Origin of the sequence: Pseudarthrobacter oxydans, from assembly GCF_034258515.1 — a bacterium.
Classification (GTDB): Bacteria; Actinomycetota; Actinomycetes; order Actinomycetales; family Micrococcaceae; genus Arthrobacter.
Genome location: NZ_CP139438.1, coordinates 2,119,346 through 2,131,597, shown reverse-complemented (window position 1 = coordinate 2,131,597; position 12,252 = coordinate 2,119,346). Strand labels below are relative to the sequence as shown.

Below are 12,252 nucleotides of genomic sequence, written 5' to 3'. Positions count from 1 at the left end.
CGCGTCCTCAAGGGTGGCGGAACCCTGCGGTGCTTTGTCCTCCTGCAAGGTTTGGGACGGGAAAGGGGCCGGTTTGGTTGTTTCACTCACAGGTGCCAGCCTAGTTGCCATGATGGACAATTTCACGCCCGGCCCTTTCGCCGGGGAGCTTGCGGCCGCCGGAATCCCTGAGCACCTGCACGGTTGGCTGGGCCGGTTCGGGATCGGCGCCCTGGTGGTGAAAATGGGGATTCACTTCCTGGAAATGAGTCCCGAGCGGAGCGTTGCCACCATGCCCGTGGAGGGCAACACCCAGGTTGCGGGCATTCTGCATGGCGGCGCCCACGTAGTGCTGGCGGAGACCCTTGGTTCGTTTGCCGCGGGGATGCACGCGGGACCGGACCGCCACGCCGTCGGCATCGAGGTGAATGCCACGCATCACCGCTCCATTGCGGCGGGCACTGTAACTGGAACCTGCACCGCCATCCACCTGGGCAGGACCCTGGCCACCCACGAAATTTTGATTACGGACGAGCAGGGCCGCCGGCTGTCCACCGCCCGTATAACGAACATGATCCGGGACAACGTCCCGGCCCGGCAGGAGTAGGGCGAGTCCCCTTTTCGATCCTGTGCCCTTCCCGGCCCCAATAATGTCGTACCCTCCCGCGATGATTTTGGTATGGGAAAAGCGGCGGTGGCGAAGGCGTTTGCGGACATGAATGCCGCTCTTGCCGTGCTCATTGCCGAGGCGGACGGGTGCGGTTCGGAGCCGTTTTCCGCTGCTGATCCGCTGGCCGGGCTGGCCGACGGGTGCCTGGACATCCTTGCCGGGGCCGCCGGGGTCCAGGCCAGAATTGCTGGGCTGGTGGTCAGCGCTGCAGGGACATACGCCGTCACCGCACGGGCGGCCGCCCCGCCGGACCCGCCCGTGCAGGCGCTCGAAAGGGCTATCGCCGCCGAGATCAGCTGTGTCATGGCCATCGGTGACCGGGCAGCCGGAGCCCTGCTGGCCCGCTCCCACGCCCTGACCACCTCCCTGCCCCGGACCCTCGCAGCCCTGCACAACGGAACCATCTCCTGGCAGCACGCCACCGTCATGGTGGACGAGGCCGCCACCCTTGACCCCGCCGGCGCCGCCGCCCTGGAAGCCCACTTCCTGGACCCGGACACACCAAAACCCGCCACCGCCGCCCCGATCGGGGAGATCCCCGCGTACAGGTTCCGGGCCAAGGCGCGCACCTGGCGCGAACGCCACCACGCCGACTCCATCGAACAACGCCACGCCCAAGGAGTTTCGGACCGGCGGGTCGAATACCGGCCCGACCAGGACGGGATGGTCTGGCTATCCGCCTACCTGCCCGCCCACCAGGCCACGGCCCTCTGGAACAAGCTCACCGCCCTCTCCCGGACCATGCAGGGACCGAACGAGCACCGCACCCTCACCCAGCTCCGGGCCGACACCTTCACCGAAGCGGTCCTCAAGCCAGGAAGCAACACCAGCGGGAGCAGCGGGACCGCCTTGCCCCGGGCCGAGGTGCTGGTCACCGTGCCAGTGTTCGCCCTGCTGGGCTTGACGGACGAGCCGGCGTTGCTGGACGGGTACGGACCCGTCCCGCCCTCCATGGCCCGGGACCTCGTCGCGACGGGCGCGGATTCGTTCCACCGCGTCCTCGTGGACCCGCGGGACGGGGCGCCGCTGGAAATCGGCCGCACCAGCTACCGGGTCACCAAAGCCATGCGGAACTGGCTCAGGCTGCGCGACGGAAAATGCCCCTTCCCCGGCTGCAACAACCACTCCCTCGACAACGAAGCCGACCACCTCCTCGCCTGGCACAACGGCGGCACCACAGGAGTCTCGAACCTCGGACAGCCGTGCCCGAAACACCACAAACTCCGCCACACCAGCGGCTGGAAACCCACCCCGGCAACAAAAACCGAACCACCCGGCTGGACCTCACCCACCGGCCGCCACTACACAACCGAACACCAGGACTGGGAACCACCCAAGTGGCCGGATCGGGCTGCGGAAGTGAAACGCCTGGAAGGATCAATCGCAGGCTGTACGGACTTCGCCTACATCGGGCTCTCCCCGGGAGAAGAAGCCCTCGAGCAGTTCCTGCACGCCCGCGACGGATGAATGTTGGTTGGCCTTCCGCTCAGGAGCCGGCAATTCCGTCCAGCCGGTACCGCAGCTCCACGATTCCCCTGCCCATGGTGCGCGAGGCCACCAACTCGAGTGGCGGCGTCGGGCCTGCCAGCGGAAGCAGCCGCTTGCCATCCCCCAGTACCACCGGGATGACGGAGAGGATAAGTTCGTCGAGCAGTCCGGCCGAAGCGAACTGGGCGGCGAGGTTCCCGCCGCCCACCACCCAGATGTTCTTGCCGCCGGCGGCCCGTTCGAAGTCTGCGAGGAACTCGGTGACTTCGCCGCGGACGAAGGTGATGTCGGAACCTGCCGGAGCCGTGTACTCATGCCGGGTGAACACGTAGGAGGGTGTGCCCGGGTAAGGCCAGTTGCCCGGCTCGTGTTCCAGGAGCCAGGCGTAGGTTCCGCCGCCCATGACGATGCAGCCGACATCTGCCATGAACGACTCGTAGCTTTCCTTGCCGCCCTCAAAACCGTCGAACTGCAGCAGCCAGCCCAGGTCATCGGTGGGCGTGGCAATAAAGCCGTCCAGGGACGCGGCGACGAAGTACTGGATACGTGGCATGGAGCCAGCCTAGCCAACGGCATCAGCGCCTGCCAGAGGCAGGTCAGCCGGAAAAGTACGGAATGATCAGGTACAGCCCGAAGAGCACTGCCAGGCCGCACAGGCCGAAGCAGACGTATGCGAACGCACGCTTGGTTCCTGGGGACACCTGCTGCGGGTCACCGGCGATGGCGGTCAGCCTGACGCCCAGGGAGTAGAGGACCACCACAGTCACAGCGGCCGCCAGGGTGGCACCGGCTACGGTCAGCAGTTCCAACCACTTCATCGTTGGGCATCCTTCGTGTCGACGGCTTCGGCTTCCGCCTGGGTGCCGGCTTCGGTTTTGTTAGTGGGCTGGGTGTTTGGCTCGGTCTGGGCGTTTGCCTTGGATTTGGCGCGCGCACGGGCACGTGCCAGGGCCTTCTTCTTGGCAAAACGGACGGCTTGTCCGGCTTCTTCCACCTCGATGGCGTTGTGATGGCCGACGGCGGACTTGCGTGAGTAGAAGAACATCAGCAGCACGGCTGCGGTGCCGGCAACGGCGGCAATCAAAACGCCAACCACGCCCGTCTTGACCAGGAGGGCGGTCAATGCCCCCACAATTCCGGCGGCGGGAAGGGTGAACAGCCAGCCCAGGGCGATCTTGCCCACCATGTTCCAGCGCACGCTGGTTCCCTTGCGGCCCATGCCGGAGCCGATGACGGAACCGGAAGCAACCTGGGTGGTGGAGAGCGCAAAGCCGAGGTGTGAGGACGCAAGGATGGCAGACGCCGTGCTGGTCTCGGCCGCGAAGCCCTGGGCGGGCTTAACCTCGGTGAGACCGGCACCCATGGTGCGGATGATGCGCCACCCGCCGGCGTACGTGCCGATGGCGATGGCCAGGGCGCAGGCTGCAATAACCCAGAACTGGGGTCCTGAGCCGGCCTCCTGGGTTCCGGCGGCAATCAGGACCAGCGTGATGATGCCCATGGTCTTCTGGGCGTCATTGGTGCCGTGGGCCAGTGCAACCAGGCTGGACGTGAAGATCTGGCCGGTCCGGAAGCCGCCGCGCTTCTGGGTGAGCTTGCTGCCGGTCTCGGGATCGTGGCGCGAGGTCAGCGCGTAGGCGAGGCGCGTGCAGATGTAGGCAACGACGCCGGCAATAAGCGGTGCGAAGATCGCCGGGAGGATGACCTTCTGGAGGAGGCCTTCAAGGTTGATGGAGTTGAAGCCGATGCCGGCAATGGCTGCACCGATGAGCCCGCCGAACAAGGCATGCGAAGAACTTGAGGGAAGGCCTTTTAGCCAGGTGATCATGTTCCAAAGGATGGCACCCATGAGTCCGGCAAAGATGATGTCCGGCGTGATCTGGACGCCGTCCGATCCCTCACGGATGATTCCGCCGGACACCGTTTTGGCCACCTCCGTGGAAAGGAATGCGCCCACGAGGTTCAGGATGGCTGCCAGCGCCACCGCGGTTTTTGGTTTGATGGCGCCGGTTGCGATGGGCGTGGCCATGGCATTCGCGGTGTCGTGGAAACCGTTAGTGAAATCGAAAAATAGTGCCAGTGCGATAACCAGCGCCACCATGAAGGTGATATCCACCTGTTGCCCAATCTGCAGAGTCGACGTCCAGCAGTTTCTTTTCCGCCGGCTGCCCTGCACAGATAATTCACCAGCTGTTCGCTTGGAATGACTTGTGGCGGTAACCAGACCGGCGTGAAACCTTATCGATCGTACGCGTACCCAACAACAGGTCAAAACAACGGCTGTCCGAGAAACGACCGTATCCGCTCCAGTTCCATGGGCGAGATGCCGCGTCTCGGATCGGGGGAAACGGCCAGGATGCGCCGGCCGAGGAGCCTGGCCCAGGCCTGGGCCGCCGCCTCGAATGCCAACTGGTCGTCGATCCAGGCAACAGCCTCAAGGCCGGCGGCTTCCACGTCCTCCTGGATGGCGCGAAGCTTCCACCAGCCCTCCCCCGCGGCTGTCCCGCCTGAAGTCAGGTAAGGCCACCGTGCCCCGTCCAGGCCAATGGCCGGGCACAGGTACTGCGGGGCAAGTTCCTCCCAGCTGGTGAGCCAGACGCAGCGCACCCCCGGCATCGCGGCAATGCCGTTCAGCCCGTCCACGAGTTCCGGCGCATAGGCCACGGGCAGGAGGCCCGCATCGGCGTACTTCCAGCCGGATCCCCAAGCGCTGGCTCCGGTTGGCCCGAACGGACAAACGACGCCGTCGACGTCGAGATAGAGCGTGCGGGTCATTCCTGATCCGAACCGGGAACCTAGCCCTGCCGGAGGCCCGGTGGCCTGGCAGTGGCGGGCCGCTCATGTTCCGGGCCGGTGAATCTGACGTCTGGCTCCACGCCTACATCCTCGCACCGGCCCGGATTCTCCTCAATGACCCGGGGCTGCTGGGCCTGGGCGAGGACCGTTCAGCGCGCCTGCCTCCCGGCCCGAAAGAAGCTACCGTCCTAGGGTGTTCCCGTGGCAACTTGGGGGTTGTTGACGTTGACCAGCCAGGCCACACCGAACCGGTCGGTGCACATGCCGAAGATGTCACCCCAGGGCGCCTGCTCCATTGGAACGGTCACCGTTCCGCCATCGCCACTGAGTTTCTCGTAGTACCCGCGCAGTTCCGCTTCATCGTCACCGCTGAGCGAGATCGAAATGGATGATCCCGGCGCGTACCCCATGCTGTTCGGCGTGTCCGCCCCCATCAGCACCATCCCCTGGGTGGTGGTCAGCATGCCGTGCATAATCTTGTCCGATTCGGCCGGATCGTCGCTGGCCTGGAACTCGCCGAAAGTGCTGAGGGCCAGGTCGCCGCCGAAGACCGCCTGGTAGAAGGTCATCGCCTCGCGGGCGTTGTCGCGGAAGCTGATGTAGGGGTTGAGAGTGGTCGGCATGGTGGATCTCCTTGAATGGGGACGGAACATGGTGGAACCAGACAACATCCTGCCTCAAACGAAGGGCGGGTGGTAGGGGATGCCGAACGGTGGTGCGCAAGGGACCGCCTGGGCCGTAGGCTCAGGGTCATGGCCAGATACTTTGACGTTCACCCCCAGGACCCCCAGCCCCGCGCCATCACCCAGGCAGTCAAGATAGTGCTCGACGGCGGGCTGATCGCCTATCCCACGGACTCCTGCTACGCGCTGGGCGCGCAGATAGGCAACAGGGACGCCCTGGACCGGATCAGGACCATCCGCCGGCTGGACGACAAGCACCACTTCACGCTGGTCTGCCGTGACTTCGCGCAGCTGGGCCAGTTTGTGCACATCGGGAACGATGTCTTTCGCAGCATCAAGGCCGTAACCCCGGGCGGCTATACCTTCATCCTGCCGGCCACCAAGGAGGTTCCGAAGCGCCTGCTGCATCCGAAGAAGAAAACGGTTGGCGTGAGGATTCCGGACAACCGGGTGGTTCAGGCACTGCTCGCGGAGCTCGGTGAGCCGTTGCTTTCGAGCACCCTGCTGCTCCCTGACGAGGAGGACCCGCTGACCCAGGGGTGGGAGATCAAGGAGCGCCTGGACCACCAGGTGGACGCCGTAATCGACGCGGGCGACTGCGGATCAGAACCCACCACAGTGGTGGACTTTTCCAGCGGCGTGGCGGAGGTTGTCCGGCGCGGTACCGGGGATCCCTCCCGGTTCGAATAGCTGCTGGCAAAGTGCGCGCGGGTAAGGACTTGGGGCGACGGCGGAGGTTGCCTTCCGCTTCCGCTACTCCTGCTTGCGCGCCCGGCTTGGCTGCACCCTGGGCGGCTCGCCCGGCATCTTGGGGTAGTCCGGCGGGAACGGAAGCTCGCCCAGCCCGGCCTTGATGTCACGCTCCCACCACCCAAGGAGCGTGTCGATGGTTCCGGGTTTCCTGCCCATGTCCGCCCAGGGGTCACCGAGCGTCTTGAGCCGGTCCGGGACGGTGAGGATGGTGAAGTTCTTCGGATCCACGTTTTCCAGTTCATCCCAGGTGATCGGGCAGGACACCGGGGCGTGGGGCAGCGGCCGGGGGCTGTAGGCGCCGGCGATGGTGCGGTCCCGGTTGGCTTGGTTGAAGTCCACGAATACCCGCTCGCCGCGTTCTTCCTTCCACCAGGCGGTGGTGACCTTTTCCGGCATCCGGCGCTCCAGTTCCCGGGCCGCAGCGATGACAGCGTGCCGGACGTCAAGGAATTCCCGCGTGGGCTCCACTGGCGCGTAAACGTGCAGTCCACGGTTCCCCGAGGTCTTGATGAAGCAGTCTAGGCCCGCCTCGGCCAGGACCTCCTTCAGCGCCAGCGCGGCAGGGATGGCGTCGTCGAAATCGGTTCCCGGCTGGGGGTCGAGGTCGATGCGCAGCTGGTCGGGATTGTCCGTGTTTTCCGCACGGGAGGGCCAGGGGTGGAAAACGATGGTGTTCATCTGCACCGCCCATACGGCAGCTGCGGGTTCATCGAGGATCAGCATGGGATGGGAGCGTGCGCTCGGAAAGACCACCTTGGTGGACCGGACGAACGCCGGCGCGCCCTTCGGCGGGTTCTTGGAGAAGAACATCTCGCCGTCGATGGTGCCCGAGAACCTCTGCAGGGCCACAGGCCTGCCACCGTTGGCAGCGATGAACGCTTCCCCGACATCGCAGATGTACTTCGCCAGGTCGAGTTTGGTGATTCCCGGCTCAGGCCAAATGACCCGGCTGGGGCTCGAAATGCGCATTTCCCGCTCGCCGTTCGGCCCCTGGACTGTGATGGTGGTCTGTTCGCTCGCCATGGGGACAACGTACACCCCTGCAACAGGAGGCGGGCAGATTTTGGCGGCCGGTCCGGCATGATGGACGCATGTCAGCTTCTGAAACCGCCCTCAGCATCCCGGTGGGCGAAGTCATGGTCTCCGGCACCTACGCGTGCCCTGACAGCCCGTCCGCCACGGTGGTGCTGGCGCACGGTGCGGGTGCGGGCATGGAGCATCCCTTCCTGCGCGGGTTCACCGACGCGCTGAACTCCCTCGGCCTCGCCACCCTCCGCTTCAACTTCCCCTACCGGGAGGCCGGCAGGAAGTTCCCGGACCGCCCACCCACGGCGATCGCAGCCTGGCGGGCAGCCATGGCTGCGGCGGCAGGCAAGGCGGCGGAACATGGCGCCACCGGCCGCATCTGGGCGGCGGGCAAATCCTTCGGCGGACGGATGGCCTCGATGGCCGTGGCGGACGGGATGGACGCTGCAGGACTGGTCTACCTGGGGTATCCCCTGCATCCGCCGGGAAAGCCCGACAAAGTCCGGGACGAACACCTCTACGGCATTACTTCACCGATGCTGTTCCTGCAGGGCAGCCGCGACACGTTCGCTACTCCCGGCATCCTGGAGGACGTGGTGCGCCGGATAGGACCCTCAGCTGTCCTGCAGTGGGTGGAGGGCGGCGACCATTCGTTTGCGGTGGCCGGCGTGAAGCGTTCAGCCGCGGAAGTGGGCGCGTCCCTTGCCGAGCCGGTGGCTGGCTTCATCCGCGCCTCCGGCTGATTCGCAGCGGCCTTTGACGGGGCCGCTGCCCGGAACCAGGCGCCAGGGAGTCCGGGTGTCAGGCGGCTTCCTCGTGCCACCAGCCTTCCCAGGCTGCGGAACTGAGCTGGCCTTCAGGGAATTCGGTTTGTCCGCTGCCGCCGCCGTGTGACCGGCTGTCATCACTGCGCCGGCCGTCGAGCAAGAGGTTAAGGCTGGTGAAGAGAAACATCTTTACGTCCTTCCGTTTCCTGTTGAGGACAACACTGTCCAAGTGGAAACGAGCCTATGCGGTGCATGTTTCAGCGCGTCGACGGTACGTAACGGGCGTGTATCGGAGATCTCACGCGGGGCCGCGGGCCCGGGGAGGCGAACGCGGCAGCGGGCTATTTCCGCTGCTTGGTCCGTGCGGTGGCCGGTGCGGTCCAGGGATCTTCCGGCCACGGATGCTTGGGATAGCGCCCCCTCATCTCGGCGCGGACCTGTGCGTAGGGTCCGGACCAGAAGGATGTCAGGTCGTCGGTGACGGCGAGCGGCCGCCGGGCCGGTGACAACAGGTGGAACAGGACCGGCACCCGGCCATGGACCAGGCGGGGCGTCTCTGCCAGCCCAAAGCACTCCTGGAGTTTGACGGCAACCACGGGCCGTTCCGTCCCCGCTGAAGGTTCCGGATACTCAATCCGCACCCTGGAGCCGCTGGGGACCTCCAGCCATTCCGGGGCGAGCTCATCCATCCTGGCTGCCTCCGGCCAGGGAAGCAGCCGCCGGAGGGGCCCGGTGAGGTCAATGGTGTTGGCGTCCGCGCCCCCTGCAAGCGCCTCGAGCTCGGGTCCCAGCCAGTCCTGCAGCCGGACAAGGAGCCCGGCCTCCGACACGTCCGGCCACGGTCCGCCCAGCTCACGGTGCAGGAAGGCGAGGCGGCTGCGCAAGGATGCTGCCGGCGTCGACCATTTGAGGACGGAAAGTCCGTCCTTTTGCAGCACTGCTGCTACCGCAGCCCTTCCCTCCGCGGGCGACGGACGCACGGGAGTGGACGCGAGCCCAATGGCGCCCAATCGCCGGACCCTGCGGGCGGTGACGCGGCCCTGCGTGAAGGCCGCCTCAACGGCCTCAGCCAGAAGGTGTGACGCCGCCGCCTCGGCAAGGCCGGCCGAGAGCGGAGCCGCGGCGCGGATCACGGCACCGGTGCCGGCGGAGTCCCTGCCTTCGGCGCGGGACACCTCGGCAACGGCCAGCCATTCCTGCCCTGCCAGGCTGCTTCCGGCCGGCAAGCCTGCCCGGGTCCCGGATGACAGCAGATAGCGCTCCGGCCCGTCGCCGGGGACCCTGCGTGCCACGCGGTCGGGAAAAGCGAGGGCGACGACGGCGCCCACCACCTCAGTGCCGCCGGTGAGGGCAGGAAGCGCGGGAGCTTCGGACAGCGGGCCTGCCTGCCCGGCCAGCGCCTGGAGGCGGCGGCTCTCCTCCGTCCAACGCCGCCCGGCCGGCCCGCTGTCACTGCGCAACTGGGACATGAGCCGCACCAGGTCTGCGCCGGGAGCGCGGCCATCACCGGCCACGGCAGCCACCACCTCAGCCGCCGCGCTGGAGCCGGCCGCTGCCGCGCCGTCGAGCAGGGCACGGGCCAGCCGCGGATCGGCGGGAATGCCGGCGAGGGTCCTGCCTGCGCGGGTGGCCTGGCCGCTGCCGGACACGGCCCCGAGCTCCGCCAGAACTTCCATCGCATCATCCATGGCCTGCTGCGGCGGCGCGTCAGGCAAGGGGAGGCCCTTCCCCCTGGGGGACCCCCAGCACGCCATCAGCAGGGCGGCGCCCGTCAGGTCCGCCACGTTGATTTCCGGGGTCACGTGGGCCGGCGCGGCGCCAAAGGCTTGCTGGCTGTAGCAGCGGACTACGGTCCCCGGCCCCTGGCGGGCTGCCCGCCCGGCACGCTGGTCCGCCGAGGCCCGGGAGCAGGAGACTGTGACCAGTCCGTTCATCCCGCGGGCAGCGTCACGCCGCGGCTCACGGGCAAGCCCTGAATCCACCACCAGCCGGACGCCGGGGACGGTCAGTGAGGACTCGGCGAGGTCTGTGGAGACGATGATCCTGGCGTTGTCGCCCGGGCGACGGCCGGATACCGCGCGGTCCTGTTCCGCCGGCGCTGCCTGGCCATGGAGTTCCAGCACGTCCGTCCCTGGGCCAAGCAGGCTGCGGAGCCTCGCCGCGACCTGGGAAACCTCCCTCGCCCCGGGGAGGAAGACCAGGGCATCTGCGGCGCTGTTCTGTGCCAGTTCACGCCGGTGGGCTTCCGCGGCCGTCCCGGCCACGAACTCCAGGAACGCGGGCGTTACTCCCCGGCCGTCCAGCCTGGCGGCGGGAGCCGGCCGCCACTCTATGCCCAAGGGATGGAGCGCGGAAGGGCAGTCAACGACGGGTGCCGGCCCGCCGCCGTCGTGGTATCCCAGCAGGGCGGCAAACCGGGGCGCATCGAGGGTGGCGGACATTGCGACGACGGCCAGGTCGCCGCGCAGCTGGCGGACGTCAGCGAGCATGCCGACGAGCAGATCCGTTTCCAGCCCGCGTTCGTGGACCTCGTCCAGGACCACTGCGCCGGCCGTGGGGAGGTCCGGAGCGGCCAGCAGGCGGCGCAGCAGGATGCCGGGCGTGACGAACTCGATGAGGGTTTCGGGTCCTGCCTGGCGTTCGCCGCGGACGGTGTACCCGATGCGGCTTCCCAGCCGGCTGCCGTCCAGGGCGGACAGCCTGCGGGCGGCGGCACGGGCGGCGACGCGGCGGGGCTGGGTCACGACCACCCGGCCCGGCTGGCCGGTGGCGGACGCAAGGAGGTTTGCGAGGAGCGGCGGCACCAGGGTGGTCTTGCCTGTTCCGGGCGGCGCCTGCACTACTGCCGTTCCTCCGGCACCGCTGCGGTCCAGGGCTTCAGCCAAAGCCGCGAGCGAGTCAGCGAAGGGCAGTCCGGCGCCGATGGCCGCCAGGTTGAAGGCCTTGCCGGCTGGCGGCACCTTCAGGCCGCTCGGAGAAGTCATCCCTCCATTTTGCCCGGAACTTCGCTGCCGCCGTGACGGAGGCCCGGCCTGACACCGGGATCAGGGCTTTCCCGTACCTTTGGTCCTGCCCCTGGAATCTTTGGCGGCTTCGGGCAGTCCCGGTCCCTGGGGTGCGGATTCGGGCGCCGGGGCGGCGGCGGGCGATTCCGGTTGGGGCGGGACGGGCTGCGACTGCGTGGCGGAAGCGTCCGTGGTGGGGGTTTCGGCTGCGACAGCCGTTGCTTTGGCTGCGGAAGCCGCAGCGGCCTGGGCTTCGATGTGGCGGGTGATCTCGGCCCGGACCGACGACAATGCGGCTTCGATGCCACGATACCTGGACGCCGAGACCAGGCCCCCTGCGGCGGCAGCCTCCAGGTCATTTTCGAGCGCGTCCAAGGCAGCGAGGGCGCCGTCCAGCCTGTTCTCCGCGGCGGCCTGGCTCACGTTGAGCACGCGGATCTGCAAGCCCTGAAGGGTTGCCTCATCCGAGTCGGAGCCGCGAAGACCTGCGGAGGCAAGGAATGCTCCGGCCACCAGGGCGGCAGCTGCGAGTACGGCGGCCAGCGCGGGCCAAACCGTCCGCCGCTGGGGCTTCGGGAGAGCCTTCCCCGAGTTGCGGGGCCCTGGAATCTCAGGCGGCATGCTTGCCCTGCAGGGGCAGGACTGCGGCCGGCCGGGGGTACAGGACCGTCACGGCAGTGGTTTCGATTGCGTCAATTGCCGGTGCAGGGACAGCCGCTGCTAGTGTCAGGGCCGCAGCAGGTGATGCTTCAGGACCTGCTGCCAGGGGTACCGGCGTTGTCCGGGGGGCATTCCGGAGAACCCGGCGCACGGCTGCGCGAAGTACTGCGGCGAGCAGCTGGCCCAGACCCACGCCCAAGAGCACGTGACCGGCGAGGTACTGGGCGCCATGACCTGCAGCACCGAATGGCGCGCTGGCCGCCAGCGCCGCTCCGGCGGCGGCCACCAGGGACCAGATGGCACCAATAACTGCACTCATGTGTTCGACCTGCTCCCGCTTCTCCGACTAATCAGCAAGCTTACTACTAATGGTCAGCAAGCTTACTACCCGATCCGGGCTACGCAAGCGGGACGCAAGGGAGAGT

Annotated in this window: 14 protein-coding genes; 4 read left to right on the top strand and 10 right to left on the bottom strand. The window is 67.4% G+C overall.

Annotation, left to right across the window (positions count from 1 at the left end):
* The first annotated feature begins 109 nt into the window (after nucleotides 1-109).
* On the top strand, nucleotides 110-586 hold the full coding sequence (locus tag SMD14_RS09645) for a hotdog fold thioesterase (RefSeq protein WP_321216163.1): 477 nt from the start codon (nucleotides 110-112) through the stop codon (nucleotides 584-586).
* 72 nt (nucleotides 587-658) lie between these two features.
* The gene (locus SMD14_RS09640; protein ID WP_321216162.1) at nucleotides 659-2,116 is read left to right on the top strand and encodes a DUF222 domain-containing protein; all 1,458 of its coding nucleotides are present in this window, start codon (nucleotides 659-661) and stop codon (nucleotides 2,114-2,116) included.
* Nucleotides 2,117-2,135: 19 nt separating this feature from the next.
* On the opposite strand, the gene SMD14_RS09635 is transcribed toward SMD14_RS09640, so the two are convergent.
* From SMD14_RS09635 to SMD14_RS09615, 5 genes are all read right to left on the bottom strand, one after another.
* Nucleotides 2,136-2,690: a dihydrofolate reductase family protein gene (locus SMD14_RS09635; RefSeq protein WP_157242386.1), complete on the bottom strand. Its 555-nt coding sequence runs from the start codon at nucleotides 2,688-2,690 to the stop codon at nucleotides 2,136-2,138.
* A gap of 43 nt (nucleotides 2,691-2,733) precedes the next feature.
* Complete coding sequence (locus SMD14_RS09630) at nucleotides 2,734-2,955, bottom strand: hypothetical protein (RefSeq protein WP_104997881.1); 222 nt, start codon at nucleotides 2,953-2,955, stop codon at nucleotides 2,734-2,736.
* On the bottom strand, nucleotides 2,952-4,253 hold the full coding sequence (locus SMD14_RS09625) for an inorganic phosphate transporter (RefSeq protein WP_321216161.1): 1,302 nt from the start codon (nucleotides 4,251-4,253) through the stop codon (nucleotides 2,952-2,954). Before SMD14_RS09625 ends, SMD14_RS09630 begins: the two co-directional genes overlap by 4 nt.
* A 152-nt stretch (nucleotides 4,254-4,405) precedes the next feature.
* On the bottom strand, nucleotides 4,406-4,912 hold the full coding sequence (locus SMD14_RS09620; RefSeq protein WP_321216160.1) for an HAD domain-containing protein: 507 nt from the start codon (nucleotides 4,910-4,912) through the stop codon (nucleotides 4,406-4,408).
* A 209-nt stretch (nucleotides 4,913-5,121) separates the two neighbouring features.
* On the bottom strand, nucleotides 5,122-5,556 hold the full coding sequence (locus SMD14_RS09615) for a VOC family protein (RefSeq protein ID WP_157242388.1): 435 nt from the start codon (nucleotides 5,554-5,556) through the stop codon (nucleotides 5,122-5,124).
* A gap of 129 nt (nucleotides 5,557-5,685) precedes the next feature.
* Here SMD14_RS09615 and SMD14_RS09610 point away from each other — a divergent pair, with 129 nt between their 5' ends.
* A complete protein-coding gene (locus SMD14_RS09610) occupies nucleotides 5,686-6,306 on the top strand; it encodes an L-threonylcarbamoyladenylate synthase (protein ID WP_321216159.1) in 621 nt (206 codons plus the stop codon).
* A gap of 63 nt (nucleotides 6,307-6,369) precedes the next feature.
* Here the strand turns inward: SMD14_RS09610 and ligD are convergent, their stop codons facing one another.
* On the bottom strand, nucleotides 6,370-7,392 hold the full coding sequence (gene ligD / locus SMD14_RS09605; RefSeq protein WP_321216158.1) for a non-homologous end-joining DNA ligase: 1,023 nt from the start codon (nucleotides 7,390-7,392) through the stop codon (nucleotides 6,370-6,372).
* A gap of 68 nt (nucleotides 7,393-7,460) precedes the next feature.
* Between ligD and SMD14_RS09600 the strand changes: the two genes are divergently transcribed.
* On the top strand, nucleotides 7,461-8,138 hold the full coding sequence (locus tag SMD14_RS09600) for an alpha/beta family hydrolase (protein WP_321216157.1): 678 nt from the start codon (nucleotides 7,461-7,463) through the stop codon (nucleotides 8,136-8,138).
* Nucleotides 8,139-8,196: 58 nt separating this feature from the next.
* Here SMD14_RS09600 and SMD14_RS09595 read toward each other — a convergent pair whose 3' ends face one another.
* From SMD14_RS09595 to SMD14_RS09580, 4 genes are all read right to left on the bottom strand, one after another.
* A complete protein-coding gene (locus tag SMD14_RS09595) occupies nucleotides 8,197-8,349 on the bottom strand; it encodes a hypothetical protein (protein WP_197432528.1) in 153 nt (50 codons plus the stop codon).
* Between the two features lie 154 nt (nucleotides 8,350-8,503).
* Nucleotides 8,504-11,146 (bottom strand): ATP-dependent helicase HrpB, encoded by a 2,643-nt coding sequence (hrpB, locus tag SMD14_RS09590; protein ID WP_321216156.1) that lies wholly within the window; start codon nucleotides 11,144-11,146, stop codon nucleotides 8,504-8,506.
* 60 nt (nucleotides 11,147-11,206) lie between these two features.
* Entirely contained in the window at nucleotides 11,207-11,788 is a 582-nt protein-coding gene (locus tag SMD14_RS09585) for a hypothetical protein (RefSeq protein WP_321216155.1), read from the bottom strand.
* Nucleotides 11,778-12,146 (bottom strand): hypothetical protein, encoded by a 369-nt coding sequence (locus SMD14_RS09580; protein WP_321216154.1) that lies wholly within the window; start codon nucleotides 12,144-12,146, stop codon nucleotides 11,778-11,780. Before SMD14_RS09580 ends, SMD14_RS09585 begins: the two co-directional genes overlap by 11 nt.
* Between the last annotated feature and the right edge of the window lie 106 nt (nucleotides 12,147-12,252).